Source organism: Flavobacterium amniphilum, from assembly GCF_023634845.1.
GTDB classification, from domain to species: Bacteria; Bacteroidota; Bacteroidia; order Flavobacteriales; family Flavobacteriaceae; genus Flavobacterium; species Flavobacterium amniphilum.
Genome location: NZ_JAMLJL010000005.1, coordinates 1 through 26,894, shown reverse-complemented (window position 1 = coordinate 26,894; position 26,894 = coordinate 1). Strand labels below are relative to the sequence as shown.

The 26,894-nt window shown below is 36.9% G+C and carries 23 protein-coding genes; 11 read left to right on the top strand and 12 right to left on the bottom strand.

All coding sequences use genetic code 11. The annotated features are described in order from the left end of the window. Position 1: 1 nt before the first annotated feature. Positions 2-742, bottom strand: a complete 741-nt coding sequence (locus tag NAT51_RS06985; RefSeq protein ID WP_250597008.1) for a Dph6-related ATP pyrophosphatase — start codon at positions 740-742, stop codon at positions 2-4. Positions 743-818: 76 nt separating this feature from the next. On the opposite strand from NAT51_RS06985, the gene NAT51_RS06980 reads away from it, so the two are divergent. Continuing rightward, positions 819-2,888: a M1 family metallopeptidase gene (locus NAT51_RS06980; RefSeq protein WP_250597006.1), complete on the top strand. Its 2,070-nt coding sequence runs from the start codon at positions 819-821 to the stop codon at positions 2,886-2,888. Between the two features lie 27 nt (positions 2,889-2,915). On the opposite strand, the gene NAT51_RS06975 is transcribed toward NAT51_RS06980, so the two are convergent. Next, positions 2,916-3,437 (bottom strand): DUF7935 family protein, encoded by a 522-nt coding sequence (locus tag NAT51_RS06975; RefSeq protein WP_250597002.1) that lies wholly within the window; start codon positions 3,435-3,437, stop codon positions 2,916-2,918. Positions 3,438-3,445: 8 nt separating this feature from the next. Then, positions 3,446-4,834 carry an APC family permease gene (locus NAT51_RS06970; RefSeq protein ID WP_250597000.1) on the bottom strand — a complete coding sequence of 463 codons (1,389 nt, stop codon included), beginning with the start codon at positions 4,832-4,834 and terminating at the stop codon, positions 3,446-3,448. Positions 4,835-4,947: 113 nt separating this feature from the next. Here NAT51_RS06970 and NAT51_RS06965 point away from each other — a divergent pair, with 113 nt between their 5' ends. From NAT51_RS06965 to NAT51_RS06950, 4 genes are all read left to right on the top strand, one after another. Next, entirely contained in the window at positions 4,948-7,287 is a 2,340-nt protein-coding gene (locus tag NAT51_RS06965; protein WP_262921797.1) for an ATP-dependent helicase, read from the top strand. Between the two features lie 255 nt (positions 7,288-7,542). Continuing rightward, the gene (locus NAT51_RS06960) at positions 7,543-7,905 is read left to right on the top strand and encodes a hypothetical protein (protein WP_250596998.1); all 363 of its coding nucleotides are present in this window, start codon (positions 7,543-7,545) and stop codon (positions 7,903-7,905) included. A gap of 153 nt (positions 7,906-8,058) precedes the next feature. Continuing rightward, entirely contained in the window at positions 8,059-9,156 is a 1,098-nt protein-coding gene (locus NAT51_RS06955) for a hypothetical protein (protein ID WP_250596996.1), read from the top strand. A gap of 87 nt (positions 9,157-9,243) precedes the next feature. Further along, positions 9,244-9,864 carry an L-threonylcarbamoyladenylate synthase gene (locus NAT51_RS06950; protein WP_250596995.1) on the top strand — a complete coding sequence of 207 codons (621 nt, stop codon included), beginning with the start codon at positions 9,244-9,246 and terminating at the stop codon, positions 9,862-9,864. A 255-nt stretch (positions 9,865-10,119) separates the two neighbouring features. On the opposite strand, the gene NAT51_RS06945 is transcribed toward NAT51_RS06950, so the two are convergent. The 4 genes from NAT51_RS06945 to NAT51_RS06930 are packed head-to-tail and all read right to left on the bottom strand — an operon-like array spanning position 10,120 to position 13,320. Next, positions 10,120-10,953, bottom strand: coding sequence for an OmpA/MotB family protein (locus NAT51_RS06945; RefSeq protein WP_250596993.1), 834 nt, complete (start codon positions 10,951-10,953; stop codon positions 10,120-10,122). Positions 10,954-10,979: 26 nt separating this feature from the next. Further along, positions 10,980-11,969 (bottom strand): glycosyltransferase family 2 protein, encoded by a 990-nt coding sequence (locus tag NAT51_RS06940; RefSeq protein ID WP_250596991.1) that lies wholly within the window; start codon positions 11,967-11,969, stop codon positions 10,980-10,982. Further along, the gene (locus NAT51_RS06935) at positions 11,969-12,871 is read right to left on the bottom strand and encodes a hypothetical protein (protein WP_250596988.1); all 903 of its coding nucleotides are present in this window, start codon (positions 12,869-12,871) and stop codon (positions 11,969-11,971) included. The genes NAT51_RS06940 and NAT51_RS06935 overlap by 1 nt, the downstream gene beginning before the upstream one ends. Before the next feature lie 2 nt (positions 12,872-12,873). Beyond that, positions 12,874-13,320 carry a type I restriction enzyme HsdR N-terminal domain-containing protein gene (locus NAT51_RS06930; RefSeq protein WP_250596986.1) on the bottom strand — a complete coding sequence of 149 codons (447 nt, stop codon included), beginning with the start codon at positions 13,318-13,320 and terminating at the stop codon, positions 12,874-12,876. Between the two features lie 46 nt (positions 13,321-13,366). Between NAT51_RS06930 and holA the strand changes: the two genes are divergently transcribed. The 3 genes from holA (at position 13,367) to NAT51_RS06915 (ending at position 15,097) form a co-directional block, all read left to right on the top strand. Continuing rightward, complete coding sequence (holA, locus tag NAT51_RS06925; protein WP_250596984.1) at positions 13,367-14,371, top strand: DNA polymerase III subunit delta; 1,005 nt, start codon at positions 13,367-13,369, stop codon at positions 14,369-14,371. 15 nt (positions 14,372-14,386) lie between these two features. Continuing rightward, positions 14,387-14,797 carry a hypothetical protein gene (locus NAT51_RS06920; RefSeq protein WP_250596975.1) on the top strand — a complete coding sequence of 137 codons (411 nt, stop codon included), beginning with the start codon at positions 14,387-14,389 and terminating at the stop codon, positions 14,795-14,797. Between the two features lie 123 nt (positions 14,798-14,920). Continuing rightward, complete coding sequence (locus NAT51_RS06915; protein WP_250596967.1) at positions 14,921-15,097, top strand: CAL67264 family membrane protein; 177 nt, start codon at positions 14,921-14,923, stop codon at positions 15,095-15,097. Positions 15,098-15,249: 152 nt separating this feature from the next. On the opposite strand, the gene NAT51_RS06910 is transcribed toward NAT51_RS06915, so the two are convergent. Continuing rightward, a complete protein-coding gene (locus NAT51_RS06910; RefSeq protein ID WP_250596965.1) occupies positions 15,250-16,134 on the bottom strand; it encodes a hypothetical protein in 885 nt (294 codons plus the stop codon). 117 nt (positions 16,135-16,251) lie between these two features. Next, the gene (locus NAT51_RS06905) at positions 16,252-17,004 is read right to left on the bottom strand and encodes a hypothetical protein (RefSeq protein WP_250596957.1); all 753 of its coding nucleotides are present in this window, start codon (positions 17,002-17,004) and stop codon (positions 16,252-16,254) included. A 326-nt stretch (positions 17,005-17,330) separates the two neighbouring features. Here NAT51_RS06905 and NAT51_RS06900 point away from each other — a divergent pair, with 326 nt between their 5' ends. The 3 genes from NAT51_RS06900 to NAT51_RS06890 all read left to right on the top strand — a co-directional run bounded on the left by NAT51_RS06900 (position 17,331) and on the right by NAT51_RS06890 (position 22,187). Then, on the top strand, positions 17,331-17,699 hold the full coding sequence (locus tag NAT51_RS06900; protein WP_250596955.1) for a hypothetical protein: 369 nt from the start codon (positions 17,331-17,333) through the stop codon (positions 17,697-17,699). Between the two features lie 453 nt (positions 17,700-18,152). Next, entirely contained in the window at positions 18,153-19,841 is a 1,689-nt protein-coding gene (ettA, locus tag NAT51_RS06895; RefSeq protein WP_250596953.1) for an energy-dependent translational throttle protein EttA, read from the top strand. Positions 19,842-19,967: 126 nt separating this feature from the next. Next, a complete protein-coding gene (locus tag NAT51_RS06890) occupies positions 19,968-22,187 on the top strand; it encodes an ATP-binding protein (protein WP_250596951.1) in 2,220 nt (739 codons plus the stop codon). Positions 22,188-22,231: 44 nt separating this feature from the next. Here the strand turns inward: NAT51_RS06890 and NAT51_RS06885 are convergent, their stop codons facing one another. The 3 genes from NAT51_RS06885 to NAT51_RS06875 all read right to left on the bottom strand — a co-directional run. Then, positions 22,232-24,157 carry an OmpA family protein gene (locus NAT51_RS06885; RefSeq protein WP_250596949.1) on the bottom strand — a complete coding sequence of 642 codons (1,926 nt, stop codon included), beginning with the start codon at positions 24,155-24,157 and terminating at the stop codon, positions 22,232-22,234. A gap of 16 nt (positions 24,158-24,173) precedes the next feature. Next, positions 24,174-25,091: a PorP/SprF family type IX secretion system membrane protein gene (locus NAT51_RS06880; protein WP_250596947.1), complete on the bottom strand. Its 918-nt coding sequence runs from the start codon at positions 25,089-25,091 to the stop codon at positions 24,174-24,176. 7 nt (positions 25,092-25,098) lie between these two features. Beyond that, the coding region (locus NAT51_RS06875) for a gliding motility-associated C-terminal domain-containing protein (RefSeq protein WP_250596945.1) at positions 25,099-26,894 on the bottom strand (1,796 nt) is incomplete at its 5' end.

Below are 26,894 nucleotides of genomic sequence, written 5' to 3'. Positions count from 1 at the left end.
CTTATTTTTTAGGGATCAGATCACAATACCAGAAACCATAATCAAAAGCGGTTGAATCAGTATTGCTGTTACATGCTTCATTTGAGCTTTCTGTTTTCGGTTTTTCATATTTGCGGTACACAATTTCACCGGTTTCAAATTCAATCGGTGAGGTGAAAATCGGTCCGTCAAAAGTAAAGGTATGAAATTCACCGTTTTCACCACAAACATCCACATGATCAGGTAGGTCATTAATGAATTGCTCATCTATTATCCTTCCAACAAAACTTTTGTCAAGATGACGCTCGTTGACACAAGTAACTATTGTTTTGAATCCCAGGCTTAAAAATTCATGGATTAGTACAGAAGTGTCTATTTTCCACAAAGGGAAGATGCCTTTAAATCCGGCCTTTTCCAATTTCTCTTCGCGGTATTTTCTTAAATCCTCCAGGAAAATATCTCCAAAAACGGAATATTGATTTCCCATTTTTTTTAATTCAAGCATCTTCACTTTCATCAGTTCATCGTAAACATCCATTGTGGGCATTTCCGGAATTTCAAGTTTAAATAATGGTAATCCAATGCTTCTGGCTTGTTCCTCTAGCAATTCAACACGAACACCGTGCATCGAAATGCGTTGGAATTGTGAATTGACACTGGTCAAAAGCCCGCTAATTTCAAATGCATCCTGCTGTAATATTTTATATAATGCAAGTGCCGAATCTTTTCCGCTGCTCCAGTTGAATATTGCTTTTGGCTTCAATTTATATATCTTTTGGGAGTAAACTTACAAAAAAACCGGATGATACTTTGTACATTTGGAATCCAAATTGACAGAAATGAAATATATTTTTCTTTTATTTTCACTGACTTGCTTTGCCCAGCAAAGCTCAAAAACCGATTTTATTTCACTTGATGCACTGGTAAAACCAAATGCTATTGAAAAAACGGTTAAAGGGGAAGTCTCATATGTTTTTAAGGTTAAAGAACTAGTGGATACCATTAAAATTGATGCGGTCAGAATGGAATTCAGCGATGTGAAAATTAATGGTAAACCGGTCAATTTTAAAAATTCAGGGAAAACATTAGCCTTGTACGAAGGGTATAAAAAAGGGAAAAACACACTAACTTTCAGTTATTCGGCACAGCCCAGACAAACCATGTATTTTGTGGGTGATGTCAGTTTTGGGAATAACCAGATTTGGACACAGGGGCAGGGGAAGTACACGTCACACTGGTTGCCTAGTTTTGATGATGTCAATGAAAAGCTGGTTTTTAACCTTTCCGTAGAATATAGAAATGATTATGAAATTATTTCAAACGGCGTACTGAAAGACATCAGTTATAATTCGAAAGGTAATCTGAAAACGTACCGGTTCCAAATGCAAAAACCAATGAGTTCTTATCTTGTGATGCTGGCTATCAGTAAATACGATAAGTATGAAAAGAAATCAGAATCGGGAGTACCGCTTGAAATGTATTTAAAACGTTCTGATGCTTCAAAATTTGAATCGACTTACAAGTATTCAAAAGATATTTTTGATTTTTTAGAAAAAGAAATCGGAATAAAATATCCATGGCAGGTCTACAAACAGGCTCCGGCTGATGACTTTTTATACGCCGGTATGGAAAATACATCGGCAACACTCTTTTCACAGGATTTTGTAGTGGATGAAACCGGGTATAATGATACCAATTATATCAATGTAAATGCACATGAGTTGGCACATCATTGGTTTGGAGATTTAATAACGGCCAAAGAATCAAAGCATCATTGGCTGCAGGAAGGTTTTGCTACCTATTATGCGTTATTGGCTGAAAAAAAACTATTTGGGGAGAATTATTTCAATTTTGAATTACTGAAATACGCAGAAGAACTTCAAAATGCCAACAAAGTTGATTCTGTTCAGGTAATGAATGCCAAAGCGAGTTCATTGTCTTTTTACAGAAAAGGCGCTTGGGCATTACACTATTTAAGGGAAAATATCGGAGCAGAAAATTTTAATAAAGTCGTTAAAAACTATCTGAAAAAGTACCGTTTTAAAAATGTGGAAACGGAAGATTTTCTGGCTGAAATAAGAAAGGTAACTGATTATGATACCGAAAAATTTCAAAGAATATGGCTGGAATCCACCCAGTTCAATAAAGATTTAGCGCTTTCCATTTTAAGCAAAAACAAAATCATGAACACCTATTTTGAATTACAGAAAATGGAGAACATGCCTCTTCCCCTGAAACAGAATAATTTTGTCAGTATTCTGCATTCGGATGCTTATTATCCTTTAAAACAGGAGGTTTTGTACCAATTGGCTAAAGAGCCTTATGAAGAAAAGAAGATGTTTCTGCAATTGGCACTCCAGTCTAATAATGTCATGGTACGTCAGGCTTTGGCTGAAACACTGAAAGAGATTCCTGCTGATTTTAAAGCCGAGTATGAATCATTGCTAAACGATAATTCATACCGGACAAGGGAAATTGTTTTGCAGAAATTGTGGACAAAATTCCCGGAAGAGAGAAACCGCTACCTGGATCTATCAAAAGAATGGGTAGGAAATAATGATAAAAATTTACGGATTATCTGGTTAACACTGGCGTTGGGTACCAAAGAATACGAGAAGGAAAATAAGCGGGCCATGTACCTCGAATTGTTGGATTATGCATCCACACAGTTTGATGGATCGGTACGTCAGAATGCATTGGAAATTTTGTTACAGATAAACCCTTCGGATGAAAAAGTGCTGATATCATTACTGAATGCAACAACACACCACAGATGGCAGTTTGTGAAATTTGCCAAGGATAATATCCGTAAACTGATTAAAAAACCTGAATTCAAAAAGCAATTGGAAGAATTGTTACCAAAGCTTCCGGAACGTGAACAGAATTTCCTGAAAAATGAACTGAAATAAAAAATCCCCTCATTCGAGGGGATTTTTTTATATAATCTGTGTAACTTCTTTCTTTAAATAAGCCAATGCAATCGTGGTTGCAGAATCTGAATCTAATAAATCACTTAAGATAGTTTCACGTAATTTATCGGCACCGGTTACCTTATCGCTCATATTGGTTTTACGGATATTCTGGATAACAGTATTCTTAGCGGTTAAAATCACATTCCAGCAATCATCGGAAATATAAATCTGTTGTGTTAAATTGTGTTCAAATTCCTGTTCGATGTGATCAATTAGATACGATTCGTATAAATTTTTGTCTTGAGACATGGGTACAACCCTGATCAGTAATTTTGACGGATTGATACGCTCTAAAAATAAAGCCATACGCTCATAAGCCTGTAACTTTAAAGGCAAAGCATCTTTTTGGGTGTTTCTCAGCAATAAATGATTCCTTCTTTTTTCTTCATTATCGAAAAATGACTGGAATAAGTAATAGGCGACACCTCCGGTAATTAGGGAAGGAAGGGTATAAGCAGCGATTTCAATAATTTTTGTTGTATCCATATTATTTTTTAATTGTTATATTTTTTTTTGAACCAATAGTACATTGGAATACCCAAAAGTATAAGTAATAATCCTAATCCTGCTTCACGGGGTCTTGTTATTATTGTGTTGATGAATAAACCAAAACAAAATAAAACAAATACAGCCGGAATAATTGGATATCCCCAAACTTTATAAGGTCTTTCAGCTTCCGGCATTTTTTTACGCAAAACGAAAACGCCAAACGCTGTACTTCCATAGAAAATGAATATTGCAAAAATAATCATATCCGTCAATTGGTCAAATGTTCCTGATAAAACTAATAGACTGGCCCATATGCCTTGATAAAGTAACGAATTGGATGGTACTTGTTTAGTATTCAATATTGATGCTTTTTTAAAGAAAAGATTCTCTTTTGACATGGCATAATAGGTTCTGCAGCTCGCCAAAATGGTCATGTGTGTACAGCCTAAAGTTGTAATCAGGATTAGAATGGAAATGAATATCTTCCCGGTTTCTCCCCAGATTTTTTCTATTGCACTGATAGCTGCAATGCCATTTGGTTTTGATGTAATTTGAATTAATTCAGTGTTGGATAATAGACCCAGAAAGATAAAGTTTACCAATAAATAGATTGCAATAACAAGTAAGACTCCAATAGCAATTCCTTTAGGGATATTTTGATGCGGATTTTTAATTTCTCCTCCAAGAAATCCTACAGAAGCCCAACCTTGATAGGCCCAAAAGGCTGCTAACATAGCTGTAAAGAATGTACTTAAACTAACAGTGTTTTGTTGGTTTTCAACGGAAAGTACTGAGCTAAAATCAGCTTTATCACTGTAGCTTCCTGAAATAATAATGGTTGATAAACCTATGAATACCAGTAAAAGAATGTAACTGCTTATTTTAGTGCCAAATTTAACACCAAGTGTGTTAATCCGGGTTAATACTAAAATTAGGGTAATTGCTATTAGTTTAACCGTAAAATTCTCAAAAGGGAAAAAGATATTGAATAAGGAAAATGATTTTAATTCAGGTAATAATCCGGGAAATGAAATGATGTTGTTTATCGATTGTGAAAAAACATAGGCAAGTGAAGATATTGCTGCAGTTTGTACAATACTAAATGCTGTCCATCCATACATGAAAGCAAAAAATCTGTTGTAAATTTTTTTATAATAGGAATATTCACCTCCGGTAGCCGATAATAATCCTGCTATTTCAGCATTACATAAGGCTCCGAAAAGAGTTATGATTCCCGCACAGAGCCATGCCAGCAAAACCCATAAGGATGAGTTTAATTCGGCCATCATGGGGGCAACTTTTTTGTAAACACCTGACCCTAATACGTTTCCGATAACAATCACAATAACACTGCCAAGACCTAGTGCTCTGTTTAATTCGTTATTGTTTTTCATGTCTAAATTTTTACTAATATAATTTTTTTAAGTAGAATATGCTAAAAACAAATATTGATATCATGTTGTAATTCAAACATAGGAAACGTATTTTTGGACTTTCGATTATGAGTATGATTCAGCAAATTATAGAGAAGTTAAATGATGCACAGAGAGCCCCTGTTTTACAGAAAGATGGGCCAATGATTGTGATTGCCGGAGCGGGTTCTGGAAAGACGCGTGTACTTACGGTCCGTATCGCTAACCTGATGAGTCAGGGTGTGGATGCGTTCAATATTTTGTCTTTGACGTTTACCAATAAAGCTGCACGTGAAATGAAAAAGCGTATTGCGGATATTGTGGGTAACAGCGAAGCCAAAAACTTATGGATGGGGACTTTCCACTCGATCTTTGCCAAAATCCTTAGAATTGAAGCAGATAAACTGGGTTATCCGTCGAATTTTACCATTTATGATTCCCAGGATTCTACCCGTTTGATTGGGCAGATTATCAAAGAAATGCAATTGGATAAGGATATCTACAAACCAAAACAGGTTTTTGGAAGGATATCCCAATATAAAAACAGTTTAATTACCGTTAAAGCTTATTTCAACAATCCTGAATTGCAGGAAGCTGATGCGATGAGTAAGAAGCCGCGTATGGGTGAAATTTACCAAAATTATGTGGAACGCTGTTTCAAAAGTGGTGCCATGGATTTTGATGATTTACTGTTGAAAACCAACGAATTACTAACCCGTTTTCCGGATGTCCTGATGAAATACCAGGACCGTTTCCGTTATATTCTGGTAGATGAGTATCAGGATACAAATCATTCGCAGTATCTGATTGTACGTGCATTGTCTGACCGTTTCCAGAATATCTGTGTGGTTGGGGACGATGCCCAGAGTATTTATGCTTTCCGTGGTGCTAATATCAATAACATCCTGAATTTCCAAAAGGATTATCAAGGGGTTCAAATGTACCGTCTGGAACAAAATTACCGTTCTTCAAAAAATATCGTGGAAGCAGCGAATAACGTCATCGATAATAATAAAACGAAACTGGATAAAATTGTTTGGACGGCTAATGAGGACGGACCAAAAATTAAAGTCCACCGAAGCCTGACAGATGGGGAAGAAGGACGTTTTGTGGCTTCAACGATTTTCGAAGAAAAGATGCGCAAGCAAATGCACAATGGGCAATTTGCTATTTTATACAGAACCAATGCACAATCCCGTGCGATGGAGGATGCTTTGCGTAAACGAGACATTCCATACCGTATTTATGGTGGTTTGTCTTTTTACCAGCGTAAAGAAATCAAAGATGTTTTGTGCTATTTAAGATTGGTTATCAATCCGAAGGATGAAGAGGCATTGGTACGTGTCATCAATTACCCGGCAAGGGGAATCGGAGATACGACAGTAGAAAAACTGACCGTTGCCGCCAATCATTACAAGCGTTCCATCTTTGAAGTAATGGAACATATCGATAAGATTGATTTGCGCTTAAATGCCGGAACAAAACAAAAACTACAGGATTTTGTGACCATGATTAAAAGTTTTCAGGTGATCAACGAAAATCAGGATGCTTTTGTACTCACAGATCATGTGACCAAAAAAACAGGTTTGATCCAGGAACTGAAAAAAGACGGTACTCCTGAAGGTATAGCCCGAATAGAGAATATCGAAGAATTAATGAACGGTATCAAAGACTTTATCGAAGGACAGAAAGAAGTCGACGGTGCACGTGGTTCATTGTCTGAATTCCTGGAGGATGTAGCCTTGGCAACCGATTTGGATAACGATACCGGAGACGATGACCGTGTGGCATTGATGACCATTCACCTGGCTAAAGGACTGGAGTTTCCAACGGTTTTCATCGTGGGAATGGAAGAGGATTTGTTCCCGAGTGCCATGAGTATGAATACACGAAGCGAACTGGAAGAAGAGCGCCGTTTGTTCTATGTGGCTTTAACCCGCGCCGAGCACCAGGCGTATCTGACCTACGCACAGTCACGCTACCGTTGGGGTAAACTGGTTGATAGCGAGCCTTCCCGTTTTGTTGAAGAAATTAACAGTGAATACTTAGAATATCTGACACCGGTTGAAACAAATTACAGATACAAACCCACTATTGATGCAGATATTTTCGGTGATGTGGATAAGTCTAAATTAAGGCTTACCAAGCCGGTTGCCGGAACGCCTCCTAAATATATTTCAACTGATGAACCTAAACCGAACTTGAATATCCGCAAACTGAAACCGGTTGCCGGACAAGCTCCTGCTTCGGGTGGCGCCAATTTGTTTGACAGTAAACTAACTGTCGGTAATGTCGTAATGCATGAACGTTTCGGGAAAGGGCAGGTACTAAATCTTGAAGGTGCCGGCGCCGATAAAAAAGCAGAAATCAAATTCGAAGTAGGTGGTATTAAGAAACTACTGTTAAGGTTTGCCAAGTTAGAAGTGATTGGATAATATTTGATGGAAAAATCAAAAAAACAGATTAAACAGCAAAAAGAAAAAGATCTTTTGTATTATAGAGTTTTTTTAGCTTTTCTTGGTTTGCATGTTCTTTATTATTGGTTTTTTGAAGGAGAAACAATCGGACATGATTATAGATATCATCTTTACATTTTTTGGATTCCGGTGCTTGCGGGGACTTTCATCATTTTTAGATTACCTTTTTTTAAGAGATTGTGGGAAAATTATTTTTTGGCCCTTAAAAATGGAGTGAAATTCAGTCACAAAGTATATTATTCATTTGTATTGTTTTTTTCAACATTTATTTTTTCATATCTATCTTTCGGATTTACGGCCAATGCAATTTGGAATCATTTGAATATAAAAGAATCAGAAAGGAATCCGGTTGAAGTATTTAAACTACCGGTTGATAATTTCTCAAAAGGCAGCGGAAAAAGCTCAAGTGGTATAAACTTCTATTTTAATGGTGATTATGAAAAAATAAAAACCAGTTACGATGATGTTAAGTTATACCTAGACCAAAACCCTCAAGATTACTATGTAATTTTGGATGTTAAAAAAGGCTTATGGAACTATTACTTGGTTCAAAATTGGGTTCTGGTTAAAAAATAAAATTATTTCAATTAGTTTGCACTGAAAATCATTGCACTAAGCTTCATTCGTTTAGTAAATACGAAATCACTTGTTAAATTGGTATAAAATTTGTGGCAATTTGCACTCAACCAATTTAACTATTCAATTATTATGATTTCACCCAAAACCCTCATGAAGAGTAACTGGTTTACCAAGTTCTTGTTGTCTTTTTTGTCTATAGTGGGAACTGTAGATCTATTTTTGTACATAGCAATGCCTTTACTGCCTTTTAAACTATCCAAATATGCTTTGCCTTTTGGTCTGGTTTGCATGGGAAGCGCCATTTTATTTTCAATAGGTTTTTCAATCTACTGGCATATAAAAGAAAAGAAAGGAAGCTTTAATTCTGAAAAATGGCATCTATGGCTAACATCTCTTTTGCGTTATTGGATAGCAATGAAAATTACTTCTTTCGGTTTTGAGAAAATCATGGGAATAAACTTTGCACCGTCTTTTAATGCAAATGATACGCCGGCAGGACTTTTGGACGGACAACAATTAACATGGATTTACTACAGTTATTCATATGGAATTTCTCTTGTAATCGCTTTTTTCCAAATAGTGGGAGGTTATTTATTGCTTTTCAGAAAGACAATTCTGTTAGCTATTGCAATGTTATTACCGGTAATGTTCAATATTCTCTTAATAAACATTTTTTACGGAATTGGACCAATCACAACACTGACCGCTTTGTCAACAGTATTGGGACTGTCTTATCTGTTGTACCAGAGAAAAGAGGAAATAATGGCATTGTTCCTTAATTTTGAAAACAATTTACCCTCAGTCGGAAGCCGTATTTTTAGAAATGTTGCCAGAATTTTATGTGTTATCATCCCGGTAGCGTTTCTGTTGTACTATAAAAGTGATGTCTATGCTTCTTCTAAATACTTCGGAAAATGGAATGTTGAAACGATGAAACGCAACGGAAAACCAATTGCTGAAGATGCCTGGGAAAAAGATACAACTGCCTGGAAGAATATTTATTTCGAAGAAAGGGGGAAGATACTGTACACGCCAAACCCGTATAAGTATGATGATAATACGTCCATTTTGATGAAATACGAATATGTCAAGGTTAAAGATGCTATTCGGGTTATTTCATACGAGAAAAATCCACAACAGCCGGATACAATTTCTGTGCAAATCAATAAATTTAAAGGGAATTCAATGGAATGGAATATGGTCTTATATAATGATACTATCCAAATGCAATTGAAAAAGGAGTTGTAACAAGTAAGAAAAATAATCTAAATTGATTTAAGATTGATTTTATAGGTTAACTTTATAACATTCAAATTTTAAACTTTCAAACTAAAAATGGCACAATTCATTAAAATATACCCTGAAAACCCCAATGAAAAGGAAATCGCTAAAGTGATTAAAGTCTTAAAGAATGGTGGCTTGGTGATTTATCCAACCGACACGGTTTACGGTTTGGGTTGCGATATCACCAATACGAAAGCATTGGAACGTATCGCGAAAATCAAGGGAACCAAATTGGAGAAGGCTAATTTTTCCTTCGTTTGTTCTGATTTGAGTAATATATCAGATTATATCAAACAAATCGATACTTCTACTTTTAAAATACTGAAAAGGGCTTTGCCGGGCCCTTACACATTTATTCTTCCGGGGAATAACAGTCTTCCGAAAGAATTCAAAAAGAAAACCACCGTAGGTATCCGTGTTCCGGATAATAATATAGCTCTCGAAATTGTACGCCAGTTAGGAAACCCTATTGTTTCAACTTCCATTCATGATGATGATGAAATTTTAGAATATTCCACAGATCCCGAACTTATTTTTGAGAAATGGCAAAACCTTGTCGATGTGGTAATCGATGGGGGATATGGAGATAATGAAGCATCCACCATAATTGATTTGTCTGAAGGCGAACCGGTTGTAATCCGTGAAGGAAAGGGGAGTCTTGATATTTTGTAAATTATTAAAGAAAGTCATAAAAAAATACTAATTTAGCATAGTATCTGACATTATTGAGGAGCCAATTAATGACTAATAGATGTTTAGTTTTGTTTAAATAATTAAAACTGTGTATTTCTTAGTTTAAATATTTAATTGGTTATTAAAAAAAGTAAATTAAGGTACATAGAGCGGATCCATACGGATCCGCTTTTATTTTAAAATAAAATGCCCTGCATTCGGCAGGGCATTTACTTTTTAGATGATAAAACAATATTACTTGCTCAAACCTTTCATCTCTTTCTCAATCATATCATAAAACTGATCAATCTTAGGCATGATGATAATACGGGTTCTTCTGTTCTTAGCTTTGTTTTCTGCTGTGTCGTTTTCTGCTAAAGGAATGTAAAAACTTCTTCCCGCAGGAATTAATTGTTTCGGATTCACTCCTAAATCATTCTGTAATACACGTACAATCGAAGTCGATCTTTTAACCGATAAATCCCAGTTGTCTAATAATACAGCGTTTTTAATTGGCACGTTATCCGTGTGTCCTTCTACCATACATTCAAAATCTGGCTTGCTGTTGATCACTTTGGCCACTTTGCCTAAAACGCCTTTGGCTCTGTCGCTCACATCATAACTTCCCGATTTGAATAATAAATTATCGGCAATGGAAATCATAACCACTCCTTTTTCAACATTGATATTGATATCCGGATCATCAATTCCAACTTCACGTTTTAAACTGGTCACCAAGGCAAGGGTAACCGAGTCTTTTTTAGTTAATGCATCCTGTAATCTTGAAATTTTAAGATCTTTTTCTTTTAAACTTTCCAATGATTTTTCAAGGTTTTCGGCACCTTTTGTAGTCAAAACAGTCATTTCTTTTGAACTGTTGATCAAGTCCGAATTGTTCTTTTTCAAGTACTCATTCTGACTGCTTAATCCTTCTTTTTCAGTTAAGCATGTATTCAGTTTTACGGTACAAGTGTTCAGTAAATCCTGAATTTCTTTGTTTTTTGCTTCTAATTCTGCTATTTTCTTTTTACTCCCGCAGGAAGTAGTTACAATAGCCAAGGCTGATAATAATACTGCTACTTTTTTCATTGTATAACGTTTTTTGATTTTTATTTTTATTCCGCAAATAGCTTGCCATTCTTAGCAAAATAACGGTAAACGATGGAGTTTATTTTGTAATAATTTTCGTCCTGCTGTAAGCCTCTCTTTTTTAAGAACTTAAAGATAGTAAAATATACGTTAAAATGGGCTCTTACTATTGCCCATACATGTTTAAACCTGCCCTGTGTCATGAAACGTACACCGGCTATACCATCAAGAATAAGTCTGGCGAACATAACCGGGAATAGTTTCCCTTTGGGTAGGTTTTTCAGCATCATCCATAAGGAATTCCTGAAATTTAAGTAGGTTTTTTGCGGGTTTCCGGTTTGCAATGTTGCACCGCCCACATGGTAAACCGTCGATTCTCCGCAGTATTTTACGGTATAGCCACTATTGAAGGCACGCCAGCATAAATCAATTTCTTCCTGATGGGCAAAGAAATCAGCATCAAACCCTTTTAATTCCCTGTACACATTTTTCCGGATAAAAAAACAGGCACCTGATGCCCAGAATATTTCCCGGGTGTCATTGTACTGGCCCCTGTCTTTTTCTATGGTTTCAAAAATACGCCCGCGGCAATACGGATAGGCATATTTGTCTATAAAACCACCACCGGCACCGGCATATTCAAAATATGCTTTGTTTTTATAATCCAGGATTTTAGGCTGGATAATGGCAGTGTAAGGTTCTTTTTCAAATAAATCAAGGGCTGGAACCAACCAATTTTCAGTGACTTCAATGTCCGAATTAACCAAAACATAAATATCTTCTTCAACCGAAACCAAAGCTTCATTGTATCCTCTTGCAAATCCGTAATTTCCTTTGTTTTGAATGATTTTGACAGAAGGATAATGTTCTTTCACAAATTCAATTGAAGTATCGGTTGAAGCATTGTCGGCTACATATATGGTTGCTTCCGGGGAATATTGTACAACAGACGGAAGAAATTGCTCGAGCAGTTTCACTCCGTTCCAGTTTAATATGACTACAGCAGTTTTTTTCATTATTTGGTTATTGGGTACTTTAAAAATTCCTGATCCCTTTTTTTATGTAAATCATCATAAGTTGACTTATTTTTAAATTCTTCCAGTAAAGACAAAACTATTTTCGAAGCTACTGATTCAGGATTTTTGGAAGTAAAACGTTCAAATTCTTTCTTATTCTCATTGTATAATTCCAATACGTTATCGCCATTGTTTTCATAGGTTGGTGTGTTGTCCAGACCAAAAAGATAGATGTTCAGTAAATTTTTATAATTCTCTTTTACTTCTGCATATAATTTACTGTTGGGGTATTTCAGTAGAAAGTTTTCCCAGTTTAAAACCAAAACGGATAGTTCCTCAAATGAAATGGTTAAACCGGCATCGGCACCAATTAAGTCTTTGTTTTCAAAAGCTTCAAGCTTTACAAATTCATTGTAATCTGCCGATAGTTTGTTATCAAAAATCTTTTGGTAATAATCAGCTTTAGGCCTGATTTCAATATATCCTTCTCCAATTTCCCAAAATTCAATATTGGCTTTCTTAATATCCCTGAATTTTGTTTTCAATGAATCGGGAAGGTTTAGTTTTTGTGTTTTTTCAGATACATGGGTGTAGAAATTATCCAATATATAGGTGTTGTCTTTGTCAATTTTACCTATTAATTCTCCGGTGTCTTCCCTAAATTTTAAATAAAGTGCCAAAGCATTCTTCCGGTTCAGATGCTTCTTCACAGAGTCTGTCTTGAAAATAATTTCTTTTAAGGCTCTTTCAGTGACGCCGGATTGATTATCAGCTGCATCCGGTTTCACTTCTTCACTGACCGCAATGGAATCTGTTTTATCAGCAGTGGTTTTGTTATTGTTTTCTTTTCCACACGAAATCAAAAGGAAAAGTAAGGGGAAAATAGAAAGTTTTTGTATCATTTTTATCGGTTAAATTCGGGTAAATCCCTCAGGAAATTATATTGTTCTTTTTCAAAATCCATTTGACAAAAATAATGATTCAGACCATTGGTTACCATTAAATAATTAGCATTTAGTACCATATTGTAACGGGCAATCTGATCAAATACATTTTGGGTAATATTGACTTCCGGGGCCTTGCATTCAATCAAAACAAAAATACTTCCGTCCGGATTGAATACAACAATGTCATATCTTTTGGTAAGACCGTTGATGCTGATCATTTTCTCTACATTAATGTAGGATTTGGAATATTTCTTTTCTTCGAGAAGATACCGTACCACATGTTGGCGGACCCATTCTTCGGGTGTAAGAACCACAAATTTTTTCCTGATTTCATCAAAAATAGAGACTTTATTTTCACTATTTTTGAACCGGAAGCTGTAAGCTGGAAAGTTAAGCTGCTGCATTCAGCAAAGCTATCATCAAATAACCAAATAACCAAATCAACGTATTTTGGACGAAGTTTTAAAAATCATCAAAGACATACAGGCCGGAAATATCAAACCCATTTACTTTCTAATGGGGGAAGAACCTTATTATATCGATAAACTTTCTGAATATTTTGAACAAAACTTATTGCAGGAACATGAACGCGATTTCAATCAGACGGTTTTGTACGGACGTGATGTTACCATTGATGATATTGTGGGTAATGCCAAACGTTATCCGATGATGGCTGACCGTCAGGTGGTAATCGTTAAGGAAGCACAGGAGTTGTCGAGAACAATTGATAAACTGGAATCCTATGCCGAAAACCCTCAGGAAACAACGGTTCTGATCTTATGTTATAAGTATAAAACACTGGATAAACGTAAAAAGGTAACTAAAGTCCTGGAGAAAAGAGGGGTTGTATTTGAAAGTAAGAAGCTTTACGAAAATCAGGTAGGGGACTGGCTGAAACGTGTATTGTCAGGAAAAAAACTGGCTATAGAACCGAAGGCAGCCGCCATGTTTGTGGATTTTTTAGGTACCGATTTAAGCCGTATTGCTAATGAAATTGACAAGTTGGCCATTATCTTAAAGCCGGGCGATACCATTACGCCGGCAATTATTGAAGAGAATATCGGTTTCAGTAAGGACTTTAATCCGTTTGAATTGCGCAAGGCTATCGGGGAACGCAACCAATTGAAGGCGTACCAAATCGCAGATCATTTCGCCCAAAATCCAAAGGATAATCCTATTGTATTAACGGTCGGACTGGTATTCAGTTTCTTTTCTCAATTGCTGCAATACCACGGATTGAAAGATAAAAATCCTAAGAATGTGGCTTCAGCCCTGAAAGTCAACCCATATTTCGTAAAAGATTATGAATTGGCTGCCCGCAACTTCCCCATGAAGAAGGTGAGTGGGATTGTGGCAACTTTAAAGGATATTGATTTGAAAAGTAAAGGGGTTGGGGCCAATAATCTGCCGCAATCGGATTTATTAAAAGAAATGCTGGTGAAGATTTTTAACTAACCAAAGATATAGGCTATGAAAATTGTAAGAAACATTTTAGCGGTTGTACTGGGGCTTGCCGTTGGAGCCATATTGAATATGTATATCATTGACAATATGCAAACTGCGATTAAATTACCCCAAGGCGTAAATCCTAAAGATATTGAAAGCATGAAAACAGGAATGCATTTGTTTAAACCCAAGCACTTTGTAGGTCCTTTTCTGGCGCATGCCATAGGGGTTCTGGTTGGTGCTTTTATGGCGGCTAGATTCGGTGCTTCAAAAAACTTCATACTGGCCATGATAGTGGGAGGTTTCTTCTTGATGGGTGGTATCTATATGGTTTGTATTTTACCGGCGCCCATCTGGTTCAGTGCTCTTGATGTATTGGTGGCGTATATCCCGATGGCTTATTTAGGTTGGAAACTATCCGGACGCGGCAAATAACAAATTACCGTCAAAACGTGAAAATCATTCGGTAAATCATAAAAATTTTCCTGAAACAATATAAATACCGATATTTGCCTACCAATAATTAACCAATCAATTTAATTTACTATGAGTGTAGGAATGAATAAAAATACTGTATTAGGCTGGGCTACTTTAATCATGGTCGTAATGGGACTGTTGTTAATCGGCTTGGGTGTTTACAGATATGCAGATGTTGCCGGATGGGGATTTAGTGCTGTAGGTGTAGGATTTCTGGCAAATGCATGGGTTTTCAGCTCATTAAAAGGAAGAGTATAATAAGTAATACTTTGTATAAAAAAGGAACCCGTTGGGTTCCTTTTTTTGTTTGTATGGATTCTTTTCTTTCTTTCATTCTTTTCTTCATTATTTCCTGACAAACTAACTAACGTAGTAATGTGTTTTTGAATAGTATGGATTAGCAAACTGCCTTATCGGTATTCATAATTTAGATCTTTTCGTGCCTGGGAATAATCGGCATAAGTTGTATTCCGCATTTCTTTTGAAAGTTGGTTCTTTTCATTAAAAAGGTAATTTATTGATGTTTCATAATCTCTTTCGCCATTAGTATCCTGTGTGAAGCCTGACGGTAAATTCTTCGAGACAGCTTCCATTTTACCGGAAAAACCATTTCCTGTTACCCAATTGTCCAGACAATAATTCATTTTCCATTCTTTGCCGAAGAGGTATTGGTTGTAATTGGAATTGTTTTTTAATGGGGTATACGTGTATTTTCTTGTTACAGGGGTGTCATTTAAACTATTGTCAGTAAAGGAAGTTAGGTTGCCGTTAGTATAAGTAAAGGTACATTCGTGTGAGTTTCCGTTTACGTCCAGAAATTTCTCGCTGATAATGTTGTTGTCGGCATCAGCTGTGATTTCCACTAAAACACTTGATCCCGGAGTGCCTGTACGGATCAATATCTTGTTGCCTGTATAAGTGAAAAAGTATTTTGTGTTGTTTTGTGTCTGATTTATAAAAAAATACGTTTTGCTGATTTCAATAATACGTCCTTTACTGTCATAAGTATAGATTGTTTTTTTGAGTAATCTGTTGTCAGAAGCATAACTGTATAATTCAGAAACTAAACCGTTGCTGTAATAATAATCGTCATGCGCTTTATCTGGATATTGGATGTTCCGTAGCTTTCCTTTGCTAAAATTCATTTTGCCGACTTCAGATGAGTTATTTCCTCTTTCATTTTTAATCGTAATGGTATACAGTTTGGTGTTAAAATTGAAATCGGAGATGGCTGAATCTTCATCGGAACAGGATAAGGCCAGTAATCCTGCCATTAAAAAAAATAGTTTTTTCATAGTTAGGTATTTTTACAGTATACCCAATAGTCTTCATTTTTTCAAAAGGTTGCGCCACATGTAAACTATTTCTTCCGCTTCCTGATTGTTTTATTAATGGTAAGCCAAAGACGGATTTTAAGGATATACTCCCAAACAGCTCACGGTTATCGCATCATCTCCTTTTAAAGGATATAATTCACCACTAATTTCCTGGTGAAACCGGACACCGCAAAACACAAATGATTGGTTTGTCGCATTGGATTGTTCCTTAGGAGTTAATATAAAGTTAGTTAAAGTATTACTTTTGTTTAATTGTAATAACTCACTTTCAATCATTGTATATTTAAGGTTGTCGAAATCAAAAGATAATAAGCCAAATTTTAGTTCTAAATGAGTGGCCGATGCCGGAAATTTAACCTTGGAAATATCGAAACGGCTTAAGGTAAGGGTGTAATCCGAAGGGTTGTAATTAATATCACAATTCAAGGTATTCCGAATATTCCATGATTCGGTAAAATTGAAATCAGTAAACAGTTTTCGTCCGGCCTCTGTTTGCAGTCCGTTGCCTATAGTCCGTTTTCCCCGCTCTGAAATTTGATCGTGGTTTTTGAGCTCCTGAAGCATCCGCACCATCCTTCCGTGTAAACCGGTATCGTGATGCAAGGTCAAAAAGGGTAGTAATGCCAATCGTAGCTGTTTTTTTACTTTGGAACAATGCCCGAATTCACTGCTGTTTTCCCTGACCCTTACCATATTGTCTTTAGTTTTTATTGTTTCTCCGTTAAAACCACCACCGGCTTTCCGTACCACAGGTTTCCCGTTCAAGATGTAAAAGTTAACGCCTTCCAGTGTACCGCTGAGTTTAATGATGCCTTTTTGTTTTGCCATAATCCTTCTGTTTTATTTCAATTCATATTTGTAAGTAAAATCATATGCAAATACCTTGCCTGAATTTTGAAAGTATTCAAAAAATGAGATGCTATTGTTTATATAGGTTGTTCGGATACAAAAGAACTAATGATGATTTTTGTTCTTAAATACTATAGACTAAAATGGAAGTGGAAGGAAGATATAACGTATAACTAAAAGCAATAGCTATGGATTAAGGAGTGCTTGCTAAAACACTATATTTGCACACCAGCGTTGTTTTAAAAATAAACACCAGACTAATTTCGGTACAGAAATATGATAAAATAGTAAATTCTTATTTTAAAATGTCTTTAGAAAGATTAAACCAATTATGCGATAATTTGAAAAGAAACAGGAGCAGATATCAATTTTTAGATCCTGATTCCGGAGAAGCTATGGAGTTTCCAATTAATGAACCAAATGATAATGACGAATGCATTCATTGGCAAATTTATAAAAAGGATGTAGCTCAAAAGATAGATTTGTATTTTTCGATATACAATGAATTAGGTCTTTATAACCGTAATATAAGCGATATCTCGGATTGTAATGTTTGGTATAATGGCAATTATACACATATCAGTTTGAATTTTTCTAAAATTAACTCTAAGAGATGGGAACTGGATATGGAGGAATTTATAACAGCTTTAAACAATTTCGAAAGTTCACTTTAATAAAGTATTTGCTATAAAAGAGCAGGAGTAAAGTTTACTTCTTTACAGAATACTGTCTATTCTTATCTAAAGTTAGATATGTGGCGTATTTATAGCGTGTTTATAGCGTGTTTATAGCGTGTTTATAGCGTGTTTATAGCGTGTTTATAGCGTGTTTATAGCGTGTTTATAGCGTATATCATTAATGTCTGAAATAAATATCCTTTATTTCTAATTTATAATTCATTAATAGCAGATCTTGCTTACTTCTGTAAAAGCTAAGTACTATTTAGCGGGTACTAAGGACTAAGGATTATGAGCTAAGAACTAAAAGCTAATCACTAGTTACTAATTACTCAGTACTAATTACAAGTCGCTCTTCACTAATTACTAATCACTCTTCACTAATCACTCACAAATACCTATATTTGTAACCGTTTAAATAAATTTGAATATTAAATAAACATAAACACTATGTCTGACGATAAGAAAGTAATCTTTTCCATGTCGAGGGTAAGCAAGACTTATTCATCAACAAACAAACAAGTTCTAAAAGACATTTACCTGAGTTTCTTCTATGGTGCCAAAATCGGTATCCTGGGTCTTAACGGTTCGGGTAAATCTTCATTATTGAAAATCATTGCCGGAGTTGATAAAAACTACCAGGGGGATGTGGTTTTCGCACCGGGTTATACGGTTGGTTATTTAGAGCAGGAACCTTTACTGGACGATAATAAAACGGTTATCGAAGTAGTTCGTGAAGGGGCTGCCGAAGCGGTGGCTTTATTGGAAGAATTCAATAAAATCAATGACCAGTTCGGTCTTCCGGAAGTATACGAAGATGCAGATAAAATGCAGAAACTTATGGACCGTCAGGCTGAATTACAGGATAAAATCGATGCTTGCGGTGCATGGGAACTGGATACCAAACTGGAAATCGCAATGGATGCCTTACGTTGTCCGGATGCCGACACGCCTATTAAGGTATTGTCGGGAGGGGAACGCCGCCGTGTGGCTTTATGCCGCCTTTTATTACAGGAACCGGATGTATTGTTGCTGGATGAGCCTACCAACCACTTGGATGCCGAGTCGGTACACTGGTTAGAGCAACACTTACAACAGTACAAAGGAACGATCATCGCCGTAACGCACGACCGTTATTTCCTTGATAATGTTGCCGGTTGGATTTTAGAGTTAGACAGAGGTGAAGGTATTCCATGGAAAGGGAACTACTCGTCTTGGTTAGACCAGAAGTCTAAACGTATGGAGCAGGAGGAAAAAGTGGCTTCAAAACGACGCAAGACTTTAGAACGTGAGTTGGATTGGGTACGCCAGGGTGCCAAAGGACGTCAGACAAAACAGAAAGCACGTCTTCAAAACTATGACCGTTTATTAAACGAAGACCAAAAAGAATTAGACGAGAAATTAGAAATCTATATCCCTAACGGACCACGTCTGGGAACGAATGTAATCAATGCACACAATGTGGCGAAAGCATTCGGAGATAAATTACTATACGATAATCTTGAGTTTACGTTGCCACAGGCAGGTATCGTAGGGATTATCGGTCCGAACGGTGCCGGTAAAACCACTATCTTCAAAATGATCATGGATGAATTACAACCGGACAGTGGTGAGTTCAGTACCGGGGAAACCGTGAAAATTGCTTACGTTGACCAGTCGCACTCTAACATCGATCCTGAAAAATCCATCTGGGAGAACTTCTGTGACGGTCAGGAATTGATCATGATGGGTGGCCGTCAGGTGAATTCAAGAGCGTATTTATCCCGTTTCAACTTCGGTGGCAGTGACCAGAACAAGAAAGTAAGCACGCTTTCAGGTGGAGAGCGTAACCGCTTACACTTAGCAATGACGCTAAGAGAAGAAGGAAACGTATTATTACTGGATGAGCCAACGAATGATTTGGACATCAATACACTTCGTGCTCTTGAAGAAGGTTTGGAGAACTTTGCAGGCTGTGCCGTGGTTATCTCGCACGACCGTTGGTTCTTAGACCGTATCTGTACTCACATCCTTGCTTTTGAAGGGGATTCACAGGTGTATTTCTTCGAAGGTGGTTTCTCAGAGTATGAAGAAAACCGTAAAAAACGTCTGGGAGATACCGCTCCAACCAAATTAAAATACAAAAAATTAGTACGATAATTTACTTAAACTCCGCAAAATGCGGAGTTTTTTATTTGTATTTGTTTGGAAATTAGTACATTTAACAAATGTATTATTTGCTGTTCACAAATAAATCCTCTAAGTAAAAAGTAATTTAGACAATCTATGATTAAAACTTTCCAATTCTTTATTGTATTGTCTTGGCTTACCTTAGGTATTACTTATGCACAGGAAACTACACCCACAAAAAAGCAGGTTCTTACCAAAATCACCAATGCCAGAAATGCACTCTCAGAACTGGACTGCGAAAAATCACTCCGCATCGCTGAAGAAGCTTTAAAAGATTCCTATACCATTAATGATAATTTACTGATCGCCAAATCGTATAATGTGATTGGGTCCAACTTCCTCGAATTCCTGGATACTAAAAAAGCGGAGAACTATTATAAAAAATCGCTCCATTATGCAAACCTCACCGATAACGATACCGTAAAGGACTGGGTGTATAACAACCTCGGTGCCCTTTATTCGTATTATAACCATGATTTCAAAAAAGGGATTGAATATTATAAAAAAGGATTGGTTTACACCGAAAAAACCAAGAATCCCATACAAATCACCTATAATTCCCTGAATATTTCAGGTGCTTATTTCGGGGAAGGGATGTATAAAGAAGGTTTGCCCTTTTTGCAAAAGGCAGAAAAACATTTGGATAAACATGATGAACTGGAAGCGAGAATAACCTACTATTCCCAGTTAGGATCTTATTTGAGCGCAATGGGCAAAAATAACGAAGCTGAAGCCAGCTTTCAAAAAGCTATTTCTTTCGGGGAACATGAAAAGACCGACTTGCTGGATTCGTATCTGGCGGAAGTGTACAGCGATTTCTCCTTGCATTACCTAAAGAATAAAAACTACGAGCAAGCTTATCATTACCTTGACCTCAACAATAAACTGAATGAGGAAATTTACAATGCCGAACGTACCGAAAAGGTGAGGGATTATGAAAATAAACTCGAAATTGACGAATACAAAAGGCAGATTGATTTTATAGAAGGGGAGAAGCTTCAACGGGAAAATAGTTTAAGACAAACCTGGATTATTGTTTTTTTATGCCTGATCAGTATGACCATTCTGCTGGCGTTCATGTACAACCTGTTTGTAAACAATAAACTGCGGAAGAAAAACTACAGAGAATTGGAGTTGGCCAATCAGGAACTGGAATTGGCTAAAAATAAAGCAGAAGAAGTGAACCAACTCAAATCGCAGTTCGTTTCGACCATCACCCATGAATTGCGCACGCCTTTGTATGGCGTTATCGGTATTACGGATATCATCTCGGAAGAATATCCGGAACTGAATAAAAGCAAGTACCTGAGTTCGCTTCAGTTCTCGGCTAAATACCTACTCTCTTTAGTAAACGACATCTTACAGATGAACAAAATCGCCGAAAAGAAAATCATACTGGAGACAACTCCTTTTGATTTACGGTACGAACTTGAATCGATTAAAAACAGCCTACAGATCTTAGCCCTGAAAAACCAAAATGAAATCCATATCCATATTGATGAATATGTTCCGAAATATATTTTCAGTGATAAGATCCGATTGTCGCAAATCTTCATGAACCTCATCAGTAATTCCCTCAAATTCACAGAAAAAGGAAAGATTGATGTCTTGGTAAAAACATCGGAAAGAGGAAAGGATACCTGTAAATTGTATTTTGAAGTAGCCGATAACGGTATCGGTATCTCTAAAGAAGACCATGAAAAGATCTTTGATGAGTTCGTGCAAATTGAACGCAGGGAAGACGATTATCAGGGAACCGGCCTCGGACTCCCGATTGTAAAAAAATTAGTGGAACTTTTTGGGGGCGAAATCCATTTGGACAGCGAAGAGAATAAAGGTACTACGATTTCATTCTCTCTTGATTTTAACTATACCGAAACTATGGCTGATGCTGAGAATTCTATCGAACTTTGCCTGAATGGTAAAACTACCGAACTGAAAGTCCTTCTGGTGGAAGACAATAAAATCAACCAGATTGTTACGGAAAGGATTTTGGGTAAATTCGGCTTTGAAACCCAGATTGTAGAGAACGGCTTTGAAGCGATTGAAAGAATACAGCATACCGTATTTGATGTAATTTTGATGGATATCAACATGCCACAATTAAACGGATTTGAAACAACTAAACTTATCCGTGAAAAAGGATTTGAAGTTCCTGTTATTGCCCTGACGGCTTTTGACAAGCAGGAAATTAATGATGAAATAGAAGCCTCAGGAATGAATGGTGTGATGATAAAGCCTTTTGAGCCTAATGTATTGTACGAGACAATCTTAGAAGTATCGAGCCGTTATACAATAAAGAAACCTTCCAACTAGGTATATCGTTGAAAGGTTTCCAAATGCAACGCGTATGAGAGTATTTATTGCATTCTTAAAACTGTGAAGACAGATCTTCTATTTAATTGGTGTGCTTCTTCTGAACAGTCGGCCCCGTCTTTACAATCATTAACCAGATTGTATTCTCCAAAACCTTCATGTTTTTTAATCCGTTTAGGTTCAACTCCTCTTGAGAGTAAATAATTGTAAGTGGAGTTTGCCCTGCGTATACCTAATGCTTCATTGTACTTGAAACTTCCACGGCTGTCAGTATGTGAACCAATTTCAATGGCCATTTGCGGATATGTAATCAGCATTAAATCAGCTACTTTATTCAATTCAATCTGAGCATCCGGACGGATATTGTACTTGTCAAAATCAAAATAGATATTTTCAATATTTAAACCGGCAAGTACATCAACATCCTGAACAGGATCCAGTTCAAAATCAACCTGAACAAATGTCTTGCCTTTTGAATTTCTTGTGTCGGCAATTTTTGAAGGTTCCGGCTGGTATTTCGGATGTGAGGCTTCAACTGTGTAGGTCGTTTCCCTATCAACGTTAATGCTGTATTTTCCTTCATCATCTGTCAGTAAATCAGCTATTTGATTTCCGTCTTTGTCCTTGATGACAATTTTGGCCTCTTTGATGGGTTTTTTGTTCACGGCATCGGTCACAGTTCCGATAATTGAGAACAGAGGTACTCTGTCAAAGCCGTAAATGTCATCATCACCAATACCGCCTTCACGGTTTGAAGCTATGAATCCGGTTTCTCCAGTGTCATTCAGGAAGAAAGAAAAGTCATCCATATTTGAATTTACGGGTACCCCCAGATTGATGATTTCCTGAATATTACCTTCTTTGTCCATTACGGTGGTGAAGATGTCTAATTGCCCCAAGCCCTGTAATCCGTCAGATGAAAAGAACAAATTACCATCATTGTGTACAAAGGGAAATAGTTCATTGCCTTCGGTGTTGATCTTGTCACCTAAATTAACAGGTGTACCGAAAGTATCACCGTTAACACTTACTTTGTATAAATCAGATTTCCCTTTTCCGCCAGGCATATCAGAAGCAAAATATAAAGTACTTCCATCAGCTGTCAAGCTGGGATGTCCAACAGAATAATTATTGGAATTAAAAGGTAGCTCTTTGATGTTTGTCCATTTACCATCATTATCTAAAGTTGCTTTATAAATTTTGAGGTTATTGGTACCGCTTGCATCCTTGGCTTTTTTTCCGTCATTATAATTATTCCGTGTGAAAAACATTGTTTTTCCGTCTTTCGAAACCGAAATCTGCCCTTCATGGAAACGGGTATTTACATCACCTTTTACTTTTTTGGCATCAGTATATTTGTCTCCTTCTCTTTTGGTATCGTATAAATCGAGAAAAGGTTGTTGGTTCCAGGAATAGGTTCTTTTAATTCCCACACCTCTGTCTCTGCTGGATGCAAATGTGATTATACCGTCTTTTTCAATAGCTCCAAAATCACTCAATTCAGAATTGAAAGAGACCGGTTTTGAAAAATACTGCTGTTTAAGGCCATAAATATTGGTGATAAAGTTTTTATCCTGAACTATTTTCTGGATTCTGGAATCAACAACTCCGGTTTCTTTGTATTTGTTTAACCAAACTTCGGATTCATCATATTTTTTAAGCGCTCGAAGTGCCAAGGCGTAATTCAGATAATATTCCGGATCAATGTTGGGTTGTTTTACCGCATCTGCATAATAGACGGATGCATTTTGAGGATCACGCAGCATCGAATAACAATCGGCTAATCGTCTTTTTGCATATTCGGCATTATAATTATTAGCCAGTATTTCTTTGTAAACATCTATGGCTTTCACATACGAGAAACTGTTATAGAGTGCATCCGCTTTTTTCTGCTTCCCAAATTGAGCTGAAGCCGAAGGAATGAATCCAAAAAGTAGAATTGCTACGAATATTTGAATAAGTTTTTTCATAATTCAGTCATTTAGGTTAGAAATAACGCGGTGATTTGTACTTAGACTTATCAAATTTGAAGTCAAACATCAACATGATTTCATGTGATCCCGAAGTATATGGTTTTAAGTCGGAAATCGGATAATCATATGCATAACCTATAGTCAGCTGTTTTGATAACTGAAAACTGACCAATGCTCCTGCAGAATCTTCAAAGCGGTAAGAACCACCTACCCATAATTTGTCATTGAATAAAAAGGACAATGTTGCGTCATAAGAAGCCGGTGCACCTTTGGTTAGTTTTACTAAACCTGTTGGACGCATTTTAACACTGCCACTGTCATTCAAATCAAAAACATATCCTGCAATGGTATAAAAGTGCATTTGCTCAAATGATACATAATTGCCTAATTTATTATAATCATTTTCAATAAGTTTTGGTGAAGAAACCCCAACGTACCATCTCGGCTGGTGCATGTATATACCTGCACCTATATTGGGAGTCCATCTGTTTAACTTTTCCTGAAAATAAGGGTCATTATACACATCGGGATCGTTGAATAAAGCTTCGTCAATGCTGTAATAGCTGAAGCCTCCTTTAACCCCGAATGCCAATTTAGTTTGTTGAGAAAGATTGATAGTGTATGAAAAATCAGCATATAGATAATTAAAATTCTCATATCCTAATTTATCATTGATGAAGGAAAATCCCACTCCAATATTCTCATTCCTTAACGGTGAATGAATTGAAAAGGTCTGTGTTGTGGGACCTCCATCCATACCAACCCATTGACTTCTGTGTAACCCCACTATTGTTAATGCTTCACGGCTTCCTGCATATCCTGGATTCACAGAAATCGTATTGAACATATACTGTGTAAACTGTGGTGTTTGTTGCGCATTCGCACAGAACGCTACTACACCTATTACTAAAGTTAATATTATACGTTTCATATGGTGATTAGTTTTTGGTTCCTAAATAAAAATATCCATTTATTATGTCGAATCCGCTGTTAACAATGTTTACGATGTAGTAGTAAGTACCTGCCGGTAAATTACTACCTGAAATTGCCTGATCAGCTTTTCCACTCCAGTCGTTTTGATAGTTAGGGTTTTCGTAGATAAGTGCTCCCCAACGGTTGAATATTTTGACATTATAAGTGAATCCACAAGTTTCAAGTCCAAGAATTCTAAAGAAATCATTGTATCCATCTTCACCGGGAGTAACAACTTTAGATATTTTCATATCGCTAACTGTACAAGGTAATACAACACAATCATCGTCAATTGTCATGTAAACTTCTATGATTCTCGGACAAGGGTAATCAGCAATTGTGTATCTGTATACATAGAACCCCGGTTGGATGCCTGCTGGGTTTAAAATACTTCCGTTTAACCCGCCTGTGCCACTAACATCAGTCCAAACCCCGGTTGTTTCTGTTCCTTGCGGTAAGAAACTATACAAATCAACTGGTGCGTCTCCGTTACAAACCGATCCATTAACAAATGAGAATGGAGTTTCGATTGTAACATTAACGGTCTGATTGTATTCAGCTCTGTTACCACATTCATCGGTAACAACCCAATGTCTCACAACAACATATCCGTATTCATTTTGCTGAGTTGTTGCCTGTGTATATACAACAGTTACATTTGTAGTACAATTGTCACTGAATGTAATTTCAGGTAATTCCTGACTACAGTTTAAGCTGATACTTTCCGGTAGTTCAACAGAAGGGAATGGAGGAGTGGTATCCTGAACATTAATAGTCTGAACATGAGTTGTATTATTGCCGGCACAATCGGTTACGGACCAGGTTCTGATCAATCTGTAATTTGCAGCACAACCTTCTTCATTGCTGATTTTTTGTTCTGAATAAGTTACCTGTACATTGTTGTCGCAATTATCGGTAGCGGTAATCACAGCCGGAGCCGGAACGTTATCACATTGTACTGTGATATCCTGTGGAAGTCCTTCCGTATTGAATACCGGAGCTGTTGTATCCTGAACGGTCACGATTTGAGTGTGTTGGGTGTTGTTGCCCGCACAATCGGTAACCGACCAGTTTCTGGTAATTACATAGTTGGCGCTACAGTCATCATCCTGACCGGCGAAGGTTTCGGTGTAAATCACACGAACACTTTGGTCACAGTTATCAGAAGCTGTTAGTACAACCGGAGCCGGAACATTATCACACTGAACGGTTACGTCTTGTGGAAGTCCTTCCGTATTGAATACCGGAGCTGTTGTATCCTGAACGGTTACGATTTGTGTGTGTTGGGTGTTGTTGCCCGCACAATCGGTCACCGACCAGTTTCTGGTGATTACATAGTTGGCGCTACAGTTATCATCCTGACCGGCGAAGGTTTCGGTGTAAACTACCTGTACATTTTGGTCACAGTTATCAGAAGCTGTTAGTACAACCGGAGCCGGAACATTATCACACTGAACGGTTACATCTTGTGGTAGTCCTTCCGTATTGAATACCGGAGCTGTTGTATCCTGAACGGTTACGATTTGTGTGTGTTGGGTGTTGTTGCCCGCACAATCGGTAACCGACCAGTTTCTGGTAATTACATAATTAGCGCTACAGTTATCGTTTTGACCGGCGAAGGTTTCGGTGTAAATCACCTGTACATTTTGGTCACAGTTATCAGAAGCTGTTAGTACAACCGGAGCCGGAACATTATCACACTGAACGGTTACATCTTGTGGTAGTCCTTCCGTATTGAATACCGGAGCTGTTGTATCCTGAA